This window comes from Myroides sp. LJL119, from assembly GCF_054871605.1.
In genome coordinates this window covers 28,847-49,976 of record NZ_JBTXLO010000006.1, presented here as the reverse complement: position 1 = coordinate 49,976, position 21,130 = coordinate 28,847, and the positions used below count along the sequence as shown (strand labels likewise).

Below are 21,130 nucleotides of genomic sequence, written 5' to 3'. Positions count from 1 at the left end.
AACAAGGTTTAATTTTTATAAAAATTAAACCTTGTTTTGTTTATTACAAAAAGCAAATAAGCCTACTAATTAGTAGGCTTATTTGCATTGTGTTCTACACAAATTTCTAATTCTTGTTTATCTTTAGAAACCTTTAATTTTATTTTATCTCCAGGTACTATTTTCGAATTTACAATCTCTTCGGCCAAAGGATCCTCGATGTACTTTTGAATTGCTCTTTTTAAAGGTCTAGCTCCATATTGTTTATCAAACCCTTTTTCTGATATAAAATCTTTTGCCAAAGAATCAAGAGTAATTTGATAGCCTAATTCTTCAATGCGATTATAGAGTTTAGCGAGTTCAATGTCGATAATTAAATCAATGTGTTCTTTTTCTAAGGCGTTAAAGACAACAATATCATCAATACGATTTAAAAACTCAGGGGCAAATGCTTTTTTAAGGGCATTTTCAATTACTGATTTAGAGTGTTCTTCGGCTTGTTCTTTCTTGGCCATTGTTCCAAATCCAACTCCTTGACCAAAATCTTTTAATTGTCTGGCTCCTATGTTAGAGGTCATGATAATGATGGTGTTTCTAAAGTCCACTTTTCTACCAAGACTATCGGTTAAATGACCATCATCTAGAACCTGTAAGAGCATATTAAATACGTCAGGATGTGCTTTTTCAATCTCATCGAAAAGTATTACACTATAGGGTTTGCGTCTTACTTTTTCTGTGAGTTGTCCACCTTCCTCATATCCAACATACCCTGGAGGCGCTCCTACTAATCTAGAAACGGCAAATTTTTCCATAAATTCACTCATGTCTATACGAAGAAGGGCATCTTCTGAGTCAAACATTTCTTTGGCTATCACCTTTGCAAGCTGTGTTTTACCTACTCCGGTTTGTCCCAAGAAAATAAAAGAACCAATTGGTCGGTTAGGATCTTTTAAACCAGCTCTATTTCGCTGAATAGCTTTGGCTATTTTAGCAACAGCTTGGTCTTGTCCGATTACTTTACCTTTAATAACCTGTGGAAGGTTAGCTAATTTGGTAATTTCTTTTTCTGCAATTCTATTCACAGGGATACCAGTCATCATAGAAACTACATCCGCAACATCTTGTTCGTTAACCACAATGCGATTTTCTTTGACATCTTGTTCCCACTGAGTTTGAGCATCTAAAAGTTCTTTTTCAATAACTTTTTCATCATCTCTGAATTGTGCAGCCTCCTCGTACTTTTGTTTTTTAACCATCTCGGACTTACTTTGACGCACTTCTTCGAGTTTATGTTCTAAATCAACAATGTTTTGTGGAACCACAATGTTGGTGATATGAACTCTTGAACCGACCTCGTCTAAGGCATCGATTGCCTTGTCTGGAAGGAATCGATCACTCATATATCGATTGGTTAATTTCACACAAGCCTCTAATGCCTCTGGTGTATAGGTAACATTATGGTGGGCTTCGTATTTTTCTTTAATATTATTTAAAATAACAATTGTTTCCTCCACAGAGGTTGGCTCTACAATTACTTTTTGAAATCTGCGTTCTAAAGCGCCGTCTTTCTCGATATGTTGTCTAAACTCATCTAAGGTTGTTGCACCAATACATTGTAGTTCGCCTCTTGCCAAGGCTGGTTTAAACATATTTGATGCATCTAAAGAACCGGTTGCTCCACCTGCTCCTACAATAGTGTGAATCTCATCAATAAATAAAATGATATCGTCATTTTTTTCAAGCTCGTTCATAACGGCTTTCATTCTCTCTTCAAATTGACCTCTGTATTTTGTCCCCGCCACAAGGCTTGCTAAATCTAAAGTAACTACTCGTTTTCCAAATAAAACACGAGATACTTTCTTTTGAACAATACGAAGAGCAAGACCTTCTGCAATAGCGGATTTACCAACTCCTGGTTCACCGATTAACAAAGGGTTGTTTTTCTTGCGACGACTAAGGATTTGACTTACTCGTTCAATTTCTTTCTCACGACCAATTACAGGATCTAACTTACCGTTTTCGGCCATATCTGTTAAATCTCTACCAAAATTATCTAATACAGGTGTTTTTGATCTTTTTGCATTTTTGTTAGCAGAATTGTCAGGTTTGTCATTAGATGTTCTGTCATTTTGTCCTAAATCATCATATGTGGATGCTTTAGGTTTATCCATAATATCGTCTTTGGTATTTTCACCAAAGGCTGTTTGACCTAAGTATTCTTGTTTAACACTGTCGTAATCTACCTTTAATTTAGTTAAGATCTGCGCCGTTGGGTCATCGCTGTTCTTTAAGATACACAACAATAAATGGGCAGTATTTATTTCCGTATTTTTAAAGAGTTTAACCTCTAAATAAGTTAAGCGTAACGCTCTTTCAGCCTGTTTTGTTAGGTTAAGAGCTGTTTTATCATTTAAAACCGCAGTGTTTACTGTCGATGGGTTTAAGGTCTCTATTTTGTGTCGTAGGAAATCTACATCTATATCTAAGTTTCTTAAAATAGTGGATGCTTCACCTTGTTCAACTCGTAATAGCCCTAATAAAAGATGTTCCGTACCAATAGAGTCATGCCCTAAGCGTAGTGCTTCCTCTTTACTAAAGGAAATAACATCTTTAACTTCTTGCGAAAAATTGTCCTCCATTATCTATTTTATATTTAGGTGAATATTTATACAATCACATTAAAGCAAAAAGCATACCTCTTAAGGTGACTGTCATAGGCTAATATGACAAAAAAACAGCTATTAAAAAAATAATGCTAGATGTTTTTTACAAAAAAAATAAAACCGCGATTTACTAGGGGAAATACTTGTTAAAAAATATGGTATAAACCTGCAAAATACCTATATTAGCACGTTTAATATTTTGAGAAATTTAATTTTATATACTTATGTCTGAAGGAGAAAAGTTGATTCCTATTAACATAGAAGAGCAAATGAAGTCGGCCTACATTGATTACTCAATGTCTGTAATTGTTTCTAGGGCTCTTCCGGATGTTAGAGATGGCTTAAAACCTGTTCATCGAAGAGTATTGTTTGGGATGTATGAATTAGGTGTTTTATCTAATAGAGCACATAAAAAGTCTGCCAGAATTGTAGGGGAAGTTTTAGGTAAGTATCACCCACATGGAGATAGTTCCGTTTATGACGCGATGGTACGTATGGCCCAGGATTGGAGCATGCGATACATGCTTGTAGATGGACAAGGTAACTTTGGATCTGTTGACGGAGATAGTCCTGCGGCTATGCGTTATACGGAGGCTAGAATGAGAAAATACTCAGAGGAAATTTTAGCAGATATCGATAAGGAAACTGTTGATTTTCAGTTGAATTTCGATGATACTTTAGAAGAGCCAACTGTTATGCCTACTAAGGTTCCCAATTTATTGGTTAACGGAGCCTCAGGTATTGCTGTGGGAATGGCCACTAACATGGCGCCTCATAATTTAGCAGAGGTAATTGATGGTACATTAGCCTTTATTGACAATCCAGAGATTGAAATCGATCAGATTATGGAGCATATTAAAGCTCCTGATTTCCCAACCGGGGGAATTATCTATGGGTATGAAGGAGTTAGAGAGGCTTTTAAAACAGGTCGTGGACGTATTGTAATGCGTGCTAAAACAAGTTTTGAGGAAATTGACGGAAGGGATTGTATTATTGTAACAGAGATTCCTTATCAGGTAAATAAGGCAGAGATGATTAAAAAGACTGCTGAAGCCGTGAATGATAAGAAAATTGAAGGTGTTGCTACAATCAGAGATGAATCCGACCGTAAGGGAATGCGTATTGTGTACGTTTTAAAACGCGATGCAGTACCAAATATCGTATTAAATACCTTATTTAAATACACACAATTACAATCATCTTTTAGTGTAAATAATATTGCACTGGTAGATGGTAGACCTCATACTTTAAATGTTAAAGAGTTAATTCATTATTTTGTTGAGCACCGTTTAGATGTGGTGACTCGTCGTACTCAATTTGAATTAAGAAAGGCCGAAGAGCGTGCTCATATATTAGAAGGGCTTATTATAGCCTCGGATAATATTGACGAGGTGATTGCTATGATTCGTGCTTCTTCTAATACCGATGAGGCTCGTAATAAATTAATCGAGCGTTTTAGTCTTTCTGAGCTGCAAGCTCGTGCTATTGTTGAGATGCGTTTACGTCAATTAACAGGACTTGAGCAAGATAAGTTACGTGCTGAATACGAAGAAATAATGAAGTTAATTAATCATTTAAGAGAATTATTAGCAAGTAAAGAGCTTTTAATGAACTTAATTAAAGAGGAGTTAACGGAGATTAAAAATAAATACGGAGATAAAAGACGTTCTGTAATAGAGTATGCAGGTGGGGATGTAAGTATTACGGATTTAATTGCCGATGAGCAAGTAGTAATTACCATTTCACATGCAGGTTATATTAAAAGAACTCCTTTATCAGAATATAAAACACAAAACAGAGGTGGAGTAGGTCAGAAATCCGCCGGTACACGTGATCAGGATTTCTTAGAACATATGTATGTGGCTACAAACCACCAGTATATGTTGTTCTTTACTCAAAAAGGAAAATGTTTCTGGATGCGTGTTTATGAAATTCCAGAGGGAACAAAAACTAGTAAAGGTCGTGCAATTCAGAATCTTATAAATATTGAGAACGATGATAAAGTGAAAGCTTTTATTTGTACACAAGATTTAAAAGACGAGGAGTACATCAACGAGCATTACGTGATTATGGCCACAAAACAAGGACAGGTTAAGAAAACGCCATTGGAGCAATATTCTCGTCCTCGTCAAAATGGAATTATGGCCATTACCATTAAAGATGATGATGAATTACTAGAGGCAAAATTAACCGATGGTAAGAGTAAGGTACTACTTGCGGTTCGATCTGGTAAATTAGTTCGTTTTGATGAGGAAAAAACACGTCCTATGGGTAGAACAGCCTCTGGAGTACGTGGAATTACACTTGCTGATCAAAAAGATGAAGTAATTGGCATGCTTTCTGTTAGTGATATGGAGAGTGAAATCTTAGTAGTTTCTGAAAATGGATATGGAAAACGTTCTGCTTTAGATGAATATCGCGAAACCAACCGTGGAGGTAAGGGAGTTAAGACTATGAATATTACCGAGAAAACAGGGCAATTAGTCTCTATTAGTTCGGTAACAGACCAAGATGATTTAATGATTATCAATAAATCAGGTTTGACAATTCGTATGCGTGTTTCCGATCTTCGTGTAATGGGACGTGCAACGCAAGGAGTTCGTTTAATTAATATCAAAGATACCGATTCTATTGCAGCGGTATGTAAGGTGATGAAAGACGAGGATGAAGATCCATCTAATCTCCATCAATTACCTTTAGAGGAAGGTGAGACGGGAGATTTGTTTAAGCATCAAAACTTACTAACCGATCAGAAGGACGATAATTTAGAACAAGATAACCAGGGAGATTCTACGCAAGAATAACACCGATTAAAGAAAAATATAACACATTAAATACTTAGAGAATCATGAACAAAAAGTATGCTTATTTATTTACAGCTTTAATGATTTCAGGATTATCTTTTGCTCAAAAGAAAGAGTTAAAAGAGGCTGAAAAAGCGGTTAAAAAGGGAGATGTTGTACAGGCGGAAACTGCATTAAAATCAGTTGAAGCACTTCTAGGATCTGCCACTAACGAGCAAAAAGCAATGTATTACGCACTTCAAGGTAATTTAGCTTACCAACAAGTGGAGAAAGACATTGATGTGGACAATAACGTAGAGAAGGTTTTAGCTTCTTACAAAAAATTAATTGAAGTAGAGCCAAGCAAAAGCAGCAAACTTGTTCAAATCGCTGATCAAGAATTATTAGCAACAGCTGGTAAAATAGTTAATATAGCAATTGAGGATAATAGTTCTTCTAATTTTAAAGGGGCATCTCGTCGTTTTAATCAAGCCTACCAGTTAAATCCAAAAGATACTATTTACTTGTATTATGCAGCTTCAACGGCAATTAATGCACAAGATTACAGTACGGCTGTGGATTACTACAAGCAGTTAATTGATATGGGATATGATGGAAGTTCTTCTTACTATACAGCAGTAGAAACTTCAAGTGGAGAGGTTCAAAATTTTGGTAAGGATTCAAAAATGCGTGACCTAATGGTAAAACAAGGTACTCATAGTAATCCTGAACTTGTAAAAGAAGAATCAAAACGTCCAGAAATCATCAAAAACTTAGCTCTTATTTATTATCAAGAAGGAAAGTTTGATTTAGCTGAACAAGCAATTTCTGAGGCTAGACAAAGTAATCCAGATGATATGAACTTGTTATTAACTCATATGGATTTATATTTGAAGTCTAACAATATGGGTAAATATACAGAGCTTGCACGTGAGGCTTTAGCTAAAAACCCTAACGATGATGTATTGTTATATAACCTAGGTGTTACTAGTTTTCAAGCAGGTAAATTAGATGAGGCTAGAAAGTATTACTTAGAGGCTATTCGCATTAATCCAAAGAGTGAGAATGCTTATTTAAACTTAGCTTTCTTAAAATTGCAAAAAGACGAGGAAATCACAAACGAGATAAATAGTCTTGGAATGAGTGCTGCGGATAATAAAAGATACGAAGTACTTTTAGAGCAGAAAAAAGCAATGTATAGAGATGCAATGAATGATCTTGAAAAAGTAATTTCAATTAATCCAGAGAATAACGATGCTATCGCAACTCTTAAAGGAATTTACAATGCTTTAGAGATGACAGATAAGTTAAATGCATTAAACGCAAAGCAATAGATAGTTACAAATTTTTGTAATTCTTTATATCAAAAAAGCAGCTTCAAGTTTTATAATTTGAAGCTGCTTTAATTTTGGACAAAAACAAGGGGGATGGTAGTTATACCATCCCCCTTGTTTTTGTGTTGAAATTTACTTTGTTAATTATTTAAATTTCGCAATTGTGCTAATTTATCACGTAAAATTCTTTGTTCTTCTTTGGCCTTGGCTATATTTCTTTTTACCTCTATTACAAATGGATTACTATCACTAGGGTTGTGAATATAGGCTAGATTGGTCTCTAATTGTTGGATATCATTTGAAACCTCTTCTATTTTACGGTGTAAAAATACTGCTTCGTTATATAATTTATCGGTATCGTTGTTTTGAATCAGGTTATCTAAACGATTACTGAATTTTACTGATTCGGCTTCACGTTTACTTAAATCTAGTTTCTCAAAAAGTGTGTCTAATAATTTATTGAACTTCGCTTCAACAAATCTCTTACTAGAGGGTACTTTACCAATAATTTTCCAATTATTCATATGGTTTTTAATTTCGGCTAGATCCATTTTATGATCTCCCGATAATTCAAAACCTTTTAAAAGATTTAGGTATTCTTTTTTACGAAGGAAGGCCTGTAATTCTTGTTGGTGCTCTTGATCAACTAGATCATGTAAGCGCTCAAAATAGGTATTACAAGCGACTTTAAATTCCTCCCAAAGACTAGCGGAATGTTTCTTGGGTACATGACCGATATGCTTCCACTGATCTTGAATGTTTTTCATAATAGGAGTAGAGGCTTTAAAATCGGTACTGTGTTGATGTTCTTGTGCCAGTTTAATTAAAGCTACCTTTTTCAGGTAATTCTCTTGCTGCTCTTTTTTAAGCTCTTTGTAGAAGTTGTTTTTACTAGCATTGAAACGCTTAATGGCTATTTTAAACAAATCCCAAAGTTGTCCTGTGCTTTGACGTGGTACTTTTCCAATGGCAAAAAACTCATTGCGTAGTTGTTCTACTTTTCTGATTTCTTTTTGCCATTGCCCATGTGTACGAATATCTTTTTTAGAGGACTCGTCGATTTGACTAATTATAGCTACTTTGGCATTTAGGTTTTGTTTCTCAGAGATTCTTAACTGGTCAAAGAAAGCTTCTTTTTTGTTGTATAACTCCTTGGATATATCAGTGAATTCTTGCCAGATTTCATTTCTTAGTTCTCTATCTACCGGACCGGTATCTTCTTTCCAAGAGCGGTGTAAAGCCTGTAGTTCATTAAAGGCCATAATTACATCTGGGTTATTTAAAAGTTCTTTGGCTCTTGCTATGATTCGCTGTTTTTGCTCTAAATTATATTTAAAATCCAAATCACGTGTTTCTCTATCCAGGGTTAATAAATCATAGAACCTCTCGATATGGAATTGGTAATTGTTCCATAACTCTTCGTATTTTTCTTTGGCAACACTCCCTGCATTTTTCCATTGTTGACGGATTTGATCAAGTTGTTTTACCGTAACGCTATTACCAGATTTATTATCAGCTAATTCTTTTAGTTGTTCAATCAAAGCAAGTCTGGTTTGTAGATTAGCTTTGAATTTGGCATCTAAATCTTTGATTTGGTCTGCTCTTTTTGATTTGTATTGATTGAAAGCAGAATCAAAAACTTCTTTTATAGGTAGTTTAAAATCAAAATCAGATTCCGATGCATCGGCATTGTTTTGTAAAAAGATATCTTTCTTTTGCTCAAAAATATCTTCATATTTATGTTGAAAAGTCTTTTTAATTAGCTCAACCTCTTCTTTGATTTGGTTTGTAGAATAATTGTTAATTAATTTCTTTAAGGACTCGGTTAACTCCTGTAAGTCCATTGTATCATAGTCTACAATAGGAAGCTCGTTATCGTTATCATTATCGTTATCTGGTTGGTTTGAGCATTGGGTTGTTTGCTCTATGGTTTGGGAGGAGTTTTGGTTTTGGTCCAAATTTGCGTCCTTATTTTGTCCATCTGCTTTATCTTGCAGGTTATCGTGCGATTGGTTTTGCATAATTTAAAAATTCTTACATTGAACAATTTTTTGGTTGTAATAAATTACAAATTACTCAAATATAATAAAATAAATTAAAAAATAGCTTCTTATTTGTAAGAAGATATCTGTTTAAGGGACTTAAAATAGCAAAAATCTAGTTTTATTACAAATACCACTTTGCATGGCTATTAAATACCAAGACCTATGAGAAACTTCTCATAGGTCTTGGCTTATTTATTCCAGATTTTCCAAGCTTTTTCGGCCTGTAAAACTAACATTGGATATCCGTTTATACTTTGGGCTCCTTGTTGACTAGCAAGGCGCAAGAATTCGGTTTGCTCTGGGTTATAGATTAAATCATAAGCAATATGTTCTGGGGTGAAACCCTGGTAGGGAATAGGTGGCTTATCACTAAGATTTGGAAAAGTTCCCAAAGGAGTGGTATTTATAATGATCTTATAATTTTGCATTAACTCCGGTGTTATATCTTGGTAGCTAAGCATTCCTTTTTGGGGAGTTCTACTGACAATTTTGTAGGGGATATTTAATTTTTTTAAGCCATATTCAATGGCTTTACTCGCCCCACCATTACCTAGAATAAGTGCCTTTTTATGACGAAGTTTTAACAGGGGTTTAATGGAATGATAAAAACCATACCAATCGGTATTATAACCTTTTAGTTTACCATTTTTTTTAATACGAATCGTATTAATTGCTCCTATTTTTTTTGCTGTTTTTGATAAACTATCTACATAAGGAATAATTTGTTGTTTATACGGGATAGTCACATTAAACCCTTTTAGGTCAGTGTGTTGTTTAGTTAATTGTTTAAAATCCTGAATTACTGGTATATCAAAATTTACATATAGGTGATTTTTCAGGTTTTCTTTTTCAAACTTTTTTGCAAAGTAATCCTTAGAGAACGAGTAGGAGATATCTTTTCCTATCAGACCAAAACGCTTTGTCATAATTTATGTTTTTAAAAAAAAGCTATCCTTATTTTAAGGATAGCTTTGCTAGTTATCGGTTTTCAAATTTACGTATAATGTTTTGAAAAAAAGTAGACTCCCAGGCATGGTGAAAATATTTTTTCAAGACATCTTTACTATTTATATCTTGACTCAGTGCCTGGTTTAGGTAATTCTCTGCTAAATGGTTATCTCCAATGGTGTAATAAAGCACAGCTAAACGTGCATTTATTCCCGCAGTACTATTGTGAAGTTCTGAGATTTGTAATAATCTAGCAATAGCAGTGGTGTAGTCACCTAGGATATATAACGAATCTGCCCAAGAAACCCATAGTTCAATAAGATTATTGCCTAATTCCGCAGCTTTTTGATAACCTATTTGTGCTTGTTCAAAATTCAAAAGACATTTGTTTATAACTGCATATCTGCCCCAGTAGGAATCACGCTGTTCATCAATGTCTATTGCTTTTTGTAAATAAAACAAAGCTTTTTCATAGTCTAGTTCATTTAAAGCTATATCGCATAGGGCTATCCAGGCTTTATCCAATAAAGGGTCTTCGTGAACGGCTCTTTTAAAGTATTCATTAGCCTTGGGAATATTGTTCAAATTCTGATGACATTTACCAATTCGCAATAACACATAAGAGGTAGCGTCGTCTAAATCTAAAGTTATCATATAGTTCTGCAATGCTTGGTCGTATTGCTCGAGGTTCTCTAAAGATTTACCTTTCTCTAGATAAGCTCCAACAAAGTGCTCATCTATTAAAGTAGCATAATCAAAGGCCCAGACAGCTTTCTCAAAATCCTTTAAACTCATGTATTCACGGCCTAATTGATGCCATGCAATCTCGCTATATGGTTTTTTCTCAATATATTCACTAAGGTAATCAATGGCTTGTTGGGTTTGGCCCAAAAAGTCAAAGCAATATACAATATTGTATAAAGAGGTCTGATCATCTAGGTCTTGATCTAAACATAACATGAAATACTTCTTGGCTTGTTCTATTTCATCCAATAAAAGGTACTCCATTGCCATCAAGGAATAGACATCTGCTAAATCTTGGGTTAAAGTAAGGGCAATCTTTAAAAATTCTATGGCCTTATTGTGATCACCTAATTTCGATAAAATAGTGGCTCTTTGTATAAAAACCTCTTCATTGGTAGGATCCATTTCTTGAATCGTATTCAAAAGTCGATCGGCTATTTCATACTTATGTTCGAAGATTAAAATCTCTACCTTGACTAATTTTAAACCAACAGAATTAGGATGTTGATCCTCACCTAGCTTTAAAGCCTTTTTAGCTAGATTAATTTTTCCTGAATCTAAATAGTGAAGAACAATAGCCTCAAATTCTTCAGAATCAAAGAAAAGTACTCTATTTGATTTAAGCATAGATTCAAAACGCGATAGCGCTAATCTATATTCTTCATCTTCGTTATCAAAATGCATCATGTGTTTTTTGTTTTAGTACAACAAAAGAACCCTTACAGTCCTAATTCTTGCTGTACTTCATTTAAAGCCTTAATAATTAAGGCGCAACCTTCTCTGATTTCTTGCTCACTAATTGTCAGTGGAGGTGTAATTCTAATTGCTTTACCCTCAAATAATAACCAGAACAAAATTAAACCTTGTTCTTTACATTTTAAAATCACTCGGTTTGTAATCTCCGGTGAAAGAGTCATCGGGGCAAGCATTAGTCCAATACCTCTGATATCTTCAATTAATGGATGGACTAGTAACTCTCTAAAAAGTTTTTCTTTCTCAAGGGCTTGTTCCATAATATCGGTTTGTACCAATTCTTGTAACACCGCAAGGCTAGCCGCTGCTATAACTGGGTGTCCACCAAAGGTGGTAATGTGTCCAAAGCGTGGGTTATCATACAAAGTGTCCATGTGTTTGTCACTTGCACTAAAGGCTCCAACTGGCATTCCGCCTCCCATACCTTTTCCCATAACTACAATATCGGGTACTACATCGTAGTTCTGAAAACCAAAAAGCTTGCCAGTTCTTCCAAATCCTGGTTGAATTTCATCTAGAATCATTAAGGCTCCAACTTGCTCGCATCGTTTTTTAACTTTGGTTAAAAACCCATCAAAGGGTTGAATAAAGCCAGCTCCTCCTTGAATTGTTTCTAAAATAATACCAGCTGTTTTTTCGGTAATTTTTAGTAAGTCTTCTTCGTTGTTAAAAGTAATAAAATCCACATCCGGTAAAAGAGGTCTATAAGCTCTTTTTCTATCCTCAAATCCCATAACACTCATTGATCCTTGGGTATTTCCATGGTAGGCGTTAAAACAGGAAATCAATTGGCTTCTACCGGTTACTCTTTTAGCTAATTTTAAAGCCCCTTCCGTGGCTTCGGTTCCAGAGTTAACCAAATAGGTTTTGTTTAACGGCTGAGGTAAATGTTGGGCTAAAAGTTTACAAAACTCCACTGCTGGATCTTGGATATATTCTCCATACACCATCACGTGGCTATATTTATCTAATTGGTCTTTAATGGCTTTGTTAACTCTAGGGTGCTGATGACCTAGGGTACAGGCTGATACACCTGCTACAAAATCCAAATGAGCTTTATTGTCCGTATCGTATATATAGGATCCCTTTGCATGAGATACATTCATGGCTAAAGGATGTGGGGAAGTCTGGGCTTGGTATTTAAAAAAATCTTTCTCCATCTTAACTCTTATTTTTCTTTTAATTACATTTATCTAAAACGACTCTATTGGTTCTTTTTTTTAGACTTAGATTTTGCTTTGTTTTTTCTTTTTGTTTTCACCTCTTTACCCTGGGAATCAGGTTGAATAGGATTTTTTAAATTGCTAGTCTCCAAATCAAAAGAATCCGGATTTTGCATTTTTTCTTGTTCTTGTATCTCTAGTATTTCTATGGAGTTTTTTTCCATAGGATCTAGTTCAAATGGATGGCTTTGGTCTTGTAATGGGTCATTTACAGGATCTAAAGAAGGTTTTTCCCATTGCGATTCTTGCTGCGATTCTTGGGCATCTTTTAAATTTTGTAATTCTGCATTGGTATCCAATGTAGATTGTTCTAGTGGCATTGGTAGACCATAGAGTAGCCTTTTTTGTTTAATTTCTTGTAAAAGTAGTTTTTCATTGTCTAACTCCTGTTGTGGGAATATCTCTTGTAATGAGTTTATTTTCTCATCACCTCTCCAATTAAACCCTCTTAGATTTCTAGCATTAACCGGTAGATCTTTATCTGGATATAATTCACTATCGGGGTCTACAAATTTTGTCGCACTAGCAATTTGTCCATCTTCAAAGCTAATATTTATATGCGAGCAGATTCCTTTGTCAATTCCAACAAGCTCTTGATTATCGTTATACAGATAATAAATCATTTCTGTATTTTTAATCAAATCAATCTCTTTTAATTTACCATCTAAAAAACTTCCATATAAATTTACTCCTTTTAATTGGTTGTAGCCCTGCCCGATGGTATCTTTTTCTATAACAAATGCATCTTGTAGAACTTTTAAGGAATCTAATTTTTGAGTTTCAGTATTGGTAAGGAGTTCGATAAGATTACCACTTAGTTGATTCTCACCACTCCACACAACTGGTTTGCCTAATAATTGTGTTATTCCATTTGATTCATTTGAGGTAATTGAATCGGCCTTGCCACTCATACTATCTCGCAGAATACGTGCTCCATGATAAGCTCGGATTAAGCGGTTTTTCTCCGGCCCTGATAAAGTAATAACAGGGGCATATAAATACATGGTATTGCCCTGTTGATCTTGCTTGCTAACAAGGGGTTTGTTTGTAACATACACCGAGTCTATGGCTTGATATACCTCGGCATAATGACTATTGATAATCGCCTTGTTTATAGTATCTGTAATTTTCACAAAGTAAGAGGCTGAGGCAAACTCTTTATTTCGATCGTAGTAAATAGAGTCCGCTTCAATTTTTCTTTTTTCATGCCAGATATGAGAGTTTTTTAAAAGCTTGGCGATATCGTTTTGAATATCATAAAAACCATTTTCGGTATAAATAACATTTTCTTGGTTAGTTACGGTAGAGGGACCTATTAAATAGGCATGTTCGGGTTGTTCGTAGTAATCTAAATGATTAGACTCTACTTTGGTTCCATTTTCTGTGGTGATTACCACCCCGTTTAAGAATTGAAATTTTTTTTGATCGGTATAATACCTACCATTGTTACTTGTTAGTACATTGTTTTTATTGGTGATTTTACCATATGAATCGTAGAATAGAAGATTTCGATTTCTATCAAATTTTAATGTATCTGTTTCAAGGGTTGAATCCGGTGAGCTTAAAACAACTTCTCCTTGGGCATAGGCAAAGCCATTGGCAGCATTATATTCGGCATATTTGCTATCCATACTCAAGGTGTCTTGTTGGACAACATGAACGTTTCCAAAGAGTTTTAAATAGTTTTCATTCTCAAAATAATAGGCCTTATCACAAGTCATAGTCATCCCATCGTGTTCGGCAGATACATTTCCCGTTAGAATAACGGCATCGGGTAAAATATTTTGGTTTATATCCGAGAAATCTGCGTGGTGGATAATGATTTTTTTAGAATCTTTTATTTGACTAAAACTAATAAGGGATAAGAGTGAAAAAAGTATGGTATAATGTAAAGCTCTCAATTCTGTAATTTTTTTCAAATTTAAGTAAAATATGTGAACAAAAATTTCAGTTAAGAATAAATTATCACTTCCTAAGGAAGGTTTGCAAAAAAAAAGCACTTGAATTTTCAAGTGCTTTTAATATATGTAACTTATTATTTAATAATGGTTTGTGTTCTATCTGGTCCTACAGAAACAATTTTCACAGGAACCCCAACTTCTTGCTCGATAAAAGAAATGTATTCTTTTAACTCAACAGGAAGTTGCTCATAGCTTGTCATACCAGTTAAGTCTTGTTTCCAACCTTTTTTCTGTTGGTAGATAGGAGTGATGTTTTCCGGCTCAATATTATAAGGAAGGTGATCGATTTCTTGGCCATTGTATAAATACTTAGTACAAACCTCCAAGGTATCAAATCCTGATAATACATCTGCTTTCATCATGTATAATTCAGTTACTCCATTTACCTCTACTGCGTATTTTAAAGCAACTAAATCTAACCAGCCACAACGTCTAGCTCTTCCTGTTACTGAACCGAATTCACGACCAACTTGTGCCATTGTTTCTCCAGTTTTATCGAATAATTCTGTAGGGAAAGGACCGCTACCAACACGTGTTGTGTAGGCTTTGAAGATTCCAAATACATTTTTTACTTTATTTGGAGATATTCCAAGACCTGTACAAGCTCCAGCTGCCGTTGTATTGGAAGAGGTAACAAATGGATAAGTACCAAAATCAATATCTAGCAAAGATCCCTGAGCTCCTTCAGCCAAAATAGATTTACCTTGTTTAATAGCCGAGTGAAGATAATGCTCACTATCAATGAAAGTTAGTTTTTTTAGCTGTTCCACAGCTTGGAAAAACTCTTCTTCCATTTCTGCTAAATTATATTGTAGGTCTACATCGTGGAATTTAATCATAGCCTGGTGTTTATCGGCTAATGCACGGTAGCGTTGCTTAAAATCTGCTAATTCAATATCACCAACTCGTAGACCGTTTCTACCGGTTTTATCCATGTAAGTTGGACCAATTCCCTTTAATGTAGAACCAATTTTAGCCTTTCCTTTTGCTGTTTCAGATGCAGCATCTAAAAGGCGGTGCGTTGGCAGAATTAAATGCGCTTTTCTAGAAATCAACAAACGGTTGTAAATATCGATGTTGAATTTCTCTAAGCCTTCAATTTCTTTGATGAAGACTACTGGGTCAATTACAACTCCGTTTCCGATGATGTTAATGGCGTTTTTGTGAAAAATTCCAGACGGAATTGTTCTTAAAACGTGCTTGATACCATCAAACTCTAAGGTATGTCCAGCATTAGGGCCACCTTGAAAACGTGCAATAATGTCGTATTTAGAAGTTAATACGTCAACAATTTTACCTTTTCCTTCATCGCCCCATTGTAGGCCAAGTAGTAAATCTACTGTCATTATTTGTGTTGTTAAATGTTTTGTATTTAGATGTGGTTTTATTTGTAATTTTTAAAGCTTATTTTTCAGGATTTTTCTTTACTCCATAAAAGTATAGGGAATGATTAGAAATTTCTACTTCAAAAATCTCTTCTATGGTTTTTTTGATTGTTTGAATTCTAGGATCGCAAAATTCAATAACCTCTCCTGTGTCTGTTAAAATAAGATGATCATGTTGTTTGTCAAAATACGACTTTTCGTAATGCGCTTGGTTTTGACCAAATTGATGACGTCTAACAAGACCACATTCCAATAAAATTTCAATTGTATTGTATAGCGTTGCTCTACTTACTCGATAATTTTTATTCTTCATCTTGATATATAATGACTCTATATCAAAATGTTCCTCACTTTCGTAAATTTCTTGTAAAATAGCGTATCTCTCAGGAGTTTTTCTATGCCCCCTTTCTTCTAAAAATTTAGTAAATACGTTTTTAACTATTTCTTGATTTTTTTCACTTCCCATGTCAAAATATCTTAATTGCAAATATATAGCTATTTTTGTTTTCAAGGGCATAAAACTGCACATTGAATTATTATTAACTATAATTTTTGTTTATAGTGGTTTGGTTTAACACAATTTCGCTCAACTTAGGTGTGAATAAAAGAGTGTTTAATAGGTATTGTTTAGGTAATTAACCTCTTGTAACTTTTTCGATTCCTTCTATCTTTTTGATATTGTTTATCATGCGTTTCAATATATCATTATTTTGCACAATAACCGTTATACTTCCTTTGAAAATTCCTGCGTCTTCGGTAAGGGAGATACTTCGAATATTTACCACATTACTCTCCATGATAATTTTTGTAATCTCACTGGTTAGACCTGTGGAATCCAAACCAAGGATATTAATGGTAGCCTCAAAGTTCATTGCCGAAGAAGAATCAACCCATTGCGCAGGTAATATTCTATAGGCGTAATTCGAGCGTAAACTAATGGCGTTGGGACAATCGGTTCGGTGTACTTTTATACCTTCATTTATTGTTACAAATCCAAACACGCTTTCCCCGGCTATAGGATTACAACAAGTTGCTAATTTATAATCTAATTTCTCTTTATCTTTTCCAAAGACTAGTAAATCAGGAGCTTTTTGATCGGGTTCTATCATTGCGGGGATAGAAGGTGCTCTTTTGATGGTCTTTTTAAAGAAATTAAAAAGAGTATTGTTGCGATTCGATGCGTATTCTTTTAGTTGAGAGTTATCAATCACACCTGCACCTACACGGTAAAATAAGTCCTGAGAGGTCTTTAATTTGAAATGAACCACCATTTCATTGACTACCTTCTCGTCCATGTTCACCTTTAGGTGTTTTAATTTTCGTTTTAACTGTTCTTTACCCTCATCGGCTATTTTTTTAATATTTTCATTTAAGGCACTTTTAATTTTATTTCTAGCCCTTGATGTGGTAGCATATTCAAGCCAACTAGGAGAAGGTTTTTTACTCTCTGAGGTAATAACCTCGACTTGGTCTCCACTATTGAGTATGTAATTTAATGGTACCAACCTTCCATTTACCCTGGTTCCTCTGGTGTGTAAACCTACCTCGGAGTGAATGGCAAAGGCAAAATCTAAAGCTGTTGCACCCTTTGGGAGGGATTTTATTTGTCCTTTAGGGGTGAAAACATAGATTTCTTTCGAATATAAACTCAATTTAAAGTCTTCTACAAAATCCACCGCATCGGTCTCTGCATTTTCTAAGGCTTCTTTTAATTGATTCAACCAAATATCTAGGGTGTTTTCCTCGGTCACTCCTTGTTTATATTTATAATGTGCCGCATAACCTTTTTCTGCTATCTCATCCATTCGCTGGCTTCGAATTTGAATCTCTACCCATCGTCCTTTAGGTCCCATAACTGTTATATGTAGTGCTTCATATCCCGTGGATTTTGGCGCAGAAATCCAGTCTCTTAATCGATTGGGAGAGGGTCTGAAATGGTCCGTTACAATGGAGTAAATTTTCCAAGCAATAAATTTTTCATCATGGGGAGTAGAGTTGTATATAATACGCAGGGCAAATTTATCGTACACCTCGTCAAAGGTTACATTTTGTGCTTTCATTTTTCTGCGTATCGAATAAATCGATTTTGGTCTGCCTTTCATCGAGTATTCAATGCCTTCTTCATCAAGGGACTCTTTTAAGATATCCGAAACACTTTTTATATAAGCTTGTTGCTCCTCTGTGCTTTCCATCATGCGATTGGAAATCTCATTATACACTAAAGGCTCAGTGTATTTAAGACCTAAATCTTCTAACTTAGTTTTGATGTTAAATAGTCCAAGTCGGTGGGCTAGGGGCGCATAGATATAAAGTGTCTCCGAAGCAATTTTTGCCTGTTTGTAATCCACCATACTTTCCATGGTTTGCATATTGTGCAACCTATCGGCAATCTTGATTAAAATAACTCTAACATCGTCGTTTAAAGTTAGAAGCATTTTGCGATAATTCTCGGCCTGCATGGAGATATGTGGATCAGGCTCTAAAAGAGCCATCTTTGTAAGTCCCTCTACAATTTGAGCTACCTTAGGGTTAAACCACTCTTCAATTTGTTTTACAGTAATATCGGTATCCTCCACCACATCATGAAGTAAAGCAGAGGCAATAGAGGTAGCACCCAAACCAATCTCAGAGGCTACAATTTTAGCCACAGCAATCGGATGGAAAATATAGGCTTCTCCGGATTTTCTTCTTTGATCTTTATGTGCCTCAACCGCTACATCAAAGGCCTTTCGGATTAGTTTTTTATCCTGATCTGAAAGAGTTTGGTAACTTATCTTTAATAGTTCTTTGTATTGCTGTGCAATTGCTTTGTTTTCTAATTCAATTTCTGCCTCTGTCATATATACTTTCTTAGCTTAATCTAGGGTCTATTTACAACTGAAAGATACGAAATAAACCAATAATGAATTTAACACTCTATGTTAAATTATTATAGCACTATTGACAAAACAGATAGCTCTTAAAAAAGGCAGGTATATTAAACACTAAATCAAAGGCTTTGAGCTAGTAAAGAATCATTCTAAATCACGGTGAATACTTTTTTTTGATTATGGAAAATTCACAAAATGGCATAATCTAGCTAGAAAAATACAAAAGCATGCTTTATGCGATCGGATGTGTTTTGTGAAGATATTTTGTTTTTTAAATCGTATAATACAGCATTAGTCAAAAACAATTAGTAGTTAAAATCACGTTGTCTTTTGGCCTCAAAAAGTAAAATTGATGCAGCAACAGAAACATTCATCGAGTCGATTTGACCACTCATAGGGATAATTATATTCTTAGTACTGTTTTGTCTAAACTCTTGGCTTAAGCCAGTGGCCTCGGTACCCACAACAAAGGCTGTAGAGGTTTTATAATCTAATGTATGGTAAGGGGTTGAGTCCTGTAGGGTAGCGCAGTAAATGGAAATCTGGTTTTGCTTTAAAAAAGCAATGGTATCTAGTGTGGAACCAACTGCAATTTGATTGGTAAAAACGCAACCCACCGAGGATCTAATCACATTTGGATTGTATAAATCGGTCTTTGGATTGGCAATAATCACCGCATCTATATTGGCAGCATCGGCTGAGCGTAAAATAGCGCCTATATTTCCAGGTTTTTCTGTAGCCTCAGCAACGAGAATTAGTGCGTTTTCTTTCAGCTTTAAATCCTGTAAAAGTAATGATTTACTCCTAGCAATGGCAATTACCCCCTCGGTGGTATCGCGATAGGCCAGTTTTTGATAAACCTCCTTGCTAATTTGTATAACCTGGGTATCTTCAAGGATAAGATCACCAAGGGTATGTAATGAAATTAATTCGCTTTGAAACAAAAGCGTGGTTATTTGATAACCTCCTTTTAAAGCCAATTGGATCTCGCGAATTCCTTCGATAACAAAACTTTGTTCCTTTTTTCTATTTTTGGCCTTGTCTTGAAGCTGTACAATGGATTTAATAATTGGATTATGGATGCTTTCTATGTTTTTGTGAATCATTTTATAAATTTCCTTTTGCTTTGATTTGTAAGTACTTATTGATGGTTTGTATGGTTAAACTCTCTGGCTTAGTTAAAATACTTGCTATGCCGTATTTGGTTAATTGCTGTACGATTAAACGTTTTTCAAAGGTAAATTTTTCTGCTATTACTTTGTCAAATATTTGATCAATATTTTTAGGCTTACTTTGTGCAATATCCTCCAATAAGGTATTTTCAAAAAATACAACTACTAAAAGATGTTTTTTTGCTATAGCTCTTAGGTAGGGTAGTTGTCTGTTTAGGTTTGATATAGATTCAAAATTGGTAAATAATAAAAGTAAAGATCTTTGGGGTATTTTTGTTTTTACATAATTGTAAAGTTCACCATAATTACTTTCTTTAAAGTTTGTATCTAGGTTATATAAACACTGGTTAATACGTTCTAGTTGTCCAGGTTTATTGGAGGCTTGTAACTTATCTTGTACATTTTCAGCTAAACTTAAAAGCCCAACTCGATCGTTTTTCTTTAATATAATATTGCTAATTGCCAATGTAGCATTGATAGCATAATCAAGTAGTTGCAAGTTGTTAAATGGCATTTGCATGGCTCTGCTTTTATCTAAAATACAGTAAACACTTTGAGAGGTTGTATCTTGATATTGATTCACCATTAGTTTGTTTGCTTTAGCCGTTGCTCTCCAGTTAACATACCGCATATCATCTTTGTCTTGATAATCTCGTATTTGTTCAAATTCTAAACTAGTACCTAACTTTCTAATTTTGGTTTGTCCAGGGGCGTAATTTTTTTTAGAAAAGGCCATTAACTGGTACTTTTTCATTTGGATAAACGAAGGATAGGAGTCAATGGATGTGTTTTGATTAAAAACAATTCGGCGAACAATAAGCCCTAAAGGTCCTTTTATAAATACGTTGAGGTTTCCAAATTGCAGAACTCCTCTTTTAGTTGGGCGAAGTTCATAACTGGTGGTGGTGGTTTGTAAGGGGGCTAGTTTTAAATCGATATGAAAATCTCGAATTTGAAACGGATCTGGTATCTCATCTATTATCCTTAAATGTACTTTAAAAGTATAAAAGCTGGTAATCTGTATTAAGACTGGATTATTATCTGAGTTAGATAATTTTTCAGGCAGGGTTCGATGGGCTTTAATAGGATTGTTTTTTTTATAAACAAAAAAGCAATCTACAGCAATTAAAACACAAGTAATACATAAAAGTGTCCAGGCGATAACATACACAATTGGAATGAAAAACGATACGATAAAAAGACCAATACAAATCCCAAGGGCTTTGTAGAGCTTTGGCGGCAAGAAAACAGAAGCGAAAAAATTACCCAT

Annotated in this window: 13 protein-coding genes; 2 read left to right on the top strand and 11 right to left on the bottom strand. The window is 34.7% G+C overall.

Going from position 1 to position 21,130, the window contains the following annotated elements:
* Positions 1-65 precede the first annotated feature (65 nt).
* The gene (locus ACYSNV_RS08435) at positions 66-2,618 is read right to left on the bottom strand and encodes an ATP-dependent Clp protease ATP-binding subunit (RefSeq protein WP_461762128.1); all 2,553 of its coding nucleotides are present in this window, start codon (positions 2,616-2,618) and stop codon (positions 66-68) included.
* Positions 2,619-2,866: 248 nt separating this feature from the next.
* Between ACYSNV_RS08435 and gyrA the strand changes: the two genes are divergently transcribed.
* Both gyrA and ACYSNV_RS08425 read left to right on the top strand, forming a co-directional pair.
* Positions 2,867-5,446 (top strand): DNA gyrase subunit A, encoded by a 2,580-nt coding sequence (gene gyrA / locus ACYSNV_RS08430; RefSeq protein WP_461762127.1) that lies wholly within the window; start codon positions 2,867-2,869, stop codon positions 5,444-5,446.
* 44 nt (positions 5,447-5,490) lie between these two features.
* A complete protein-coding gene (locus tag ACYSNV_RS08425) occupies positions 5,491-6,759 on the top strand; it encodes a tetratricopeptide repeat protein (RefSeq protein WP_461762126.1) in 1,269 nt (422 codons plus the stop codon).
* A gap of 140 nt (positions 6,760-6,899) precedes the next feature.
* On the opposite strand, the gene ACYSNV_RS08420 is transcribed toward ACYSNV_RS08425, so the two are convergent.
* The 10 genes from ACYSNV_RS08420 to ACYSNV_RS08375 form a co-directional block, all read right to left on the bottom strand.
* A complete protein-coding gene (locus tag ACYSNV_RS08420; protein WP_461762125.1) occupies positions 6,900-8,780 on the bottom strand; it encodes a DUF349 domain-containing protein in 1,881 nt (626 codons plus the stop codon).
* Between the two features lie 212 nt (positions 8,781-8,992).
* A complete protein-coding gene (locus ACYSNV_RS08415) occupies positions 8,993-9,730 on the bottom strand; it encodes a shikimate dehydrogenase family protein (protein ID WP_461762124.1) in 738 nt (245 codons plus the stop codon).
* 52 nt (positions 9,731-9,782) lie between these two features.
* On the bottom strand, positions 9,783-11,180 hold the full coding sequence (locus ACYSNV_RS08410; protein WP_461762136.1) for a tetratricopeptide repeat protein: 1,398 nt from the start codon (positions 11,178-11,180) through the stop codon (positions 9,783-9,785).
* Positions 11,181-11,215: 35 nt separating this feature from the next.
* Entirely contained in the window at positions 11,216-12,409 is a 1,194-nt protein-coding gene (locus ACYSNV_RS08405; RefSeq protein WP_461762123.1) for an aspartate aminotransferase family protein, read from the bottom strand.
* Between the two features lie 44 nt (positions 12,410-12,453).
* A complete protein-coding gene (locus tag ACYSNV_RS08400) occupies positions 12,454-14,391 on the bottom strand; it encodes an OstA-like protein (RefSeq protein WP_461762122.1) in 1,938 nt (645 codons plus the stop codon).
* A gap of 116 nt (positions 14,392-14,507) precedes the next feature.
* Positions 14,508-15,779 carry an adenylosuccinate synthase gene (locus tag ACYSNV_RS08395; protein ID WP_461762121.1) on the bottom strand — a complete coding sequence of 424 codons (1,272 nt, stop codon included), beginning with the start codon at positions 15,777-15,779 and terminating at the stop codon, positions 14,508-14,510.
* A 58-nt stretch (positions 15,780-15,837) separates the two neighbouring features.
* A complete protein-coding gene (locus tag ACYSNV_RS08390) occupies positions 15,838-16,284 on the bottom strand; it encodes a Fur family transcriptional regulator (protein WP_461762135.1) in 447 nt (148 codons plus the stop codon).
* Between the two features lie 169 nt (positions 16,285-16,453).
* Positions 16,454-18,658, bottom strand: a complete 2,205-nt coding sequence (locus ACYSNV_RS08385; protein WP_461762120.1) for a RelA/SpoT family protein — start codon at positions 18,656-18,658, stop codon at positions 16,454-16,456.
* A gap of 335 nt (positions 18,659-18,993) precedes the next feature.
* Positions 18,994-19,794, bottom strand: coding sequence for a TrmH family RNA methyltransferase (locus ACYSNV_RS08380; protein WP_461762119.1), 801 nt, complete (start codon positions 19,792-19,794; stop codon positions 18,994-18,996).
* A gap of 1 nt (position 19,795) precedes the next feature.
* Entirely contained in the window at positions 19,796-21,130 is a 1,335-nt protein-coding gene (locus ACYSNV_RS08375; protein ID WP_461762118.1) for a DUF58 domain-containing protein, read from the bottom strand.

Bases quoted from the DNA above. Each gene is read 5' to 3' on its own strand.
- ACYSNV_RS08435 (WP_461762128.1), bottom strand. From the start codon at position 2,618: ATGGAGGACAATTTTTCGCAAGAAGTTAAAGATGTTATTTCCTTTAGT.
- gyrA (WP_461762127.1), top strand. From the start codon at position 2,867: ATGTCTGAAGGAGAAAAGTTGATTCCTATTAACATAGAAGAGCAAATG.
- ACYSNV_RS08425 (WP_461762126.1), top strand. From the start codon at position 5,491: ATGAACAAAAAGTATGCTTATTTATTTACAGCTTTAATGATTTCAGGA.
- ACYSNV_RS08420 (WP_461762125.1), bottom strand. From the start codon at position 8,780: ATGCAAAACCAATCGCACGATAACCTGCAAGATAAAGCAGATGGACAA.
- ACYSNV_RS08415 (WP_461762124.1), bottom strand. From the start codon at position 9,730: ATGACAAAGCGTTTTGGTCTGATAGGAAAAGATATCTCCTACTCGTTC.
- ACYSNV_RS08410 (WP_461762136.1), bottom strand. From the start codon at position 11,180: ATGCATTTTGATAACGAAGATGAAGAATATAGATTAGCGCTATCGCGT.
- ACYSNV_RS08405 (WP_461762123.1), bottom strand. From the start codon at position 12,409: ATGGAGAAAGATTTTTTTAAATACCAAGCCCAGACTTCCCCACATCCT.
- ACYSNV_RS08395 (WP_461762121.1), bottom strand. From the start codon at position 15,779: ATGACAGTAGATTTACTACTTGGCCTACAATGGGGCGATGAAGGAAAA.
- ACYSNV_RS08390 (WP_461762135.1), bottom strand. From the start codon at position 16,284: ATGGGAAGTGAAAAAAATCAAGAAATAGTTAAAAACGTATTTACTAAA.
- ACYSNV_RS08385 (WP_461762120.1), bottom strand. From the start codon at position 18,658: ATGACAGAGGCAGAAATTGAATTAGAAAACAAAGCAATTGCACAGCAA.
- ACYSNV_RS08380 (WP_461762119.1), bottom strand. From the start codon at position 19,794: ATGATTCACAAAAACATAGAAAGCATCCATAATCCAATTATTAAATCC.
- ACYSNV_RS08375 (WP_461762118.1), bottom strand. From the start codon at position 21,130: ATGGGTAATTTTTTCGCTTCTGTTTTCTTGCCGCCAAAGCTCTACAAA.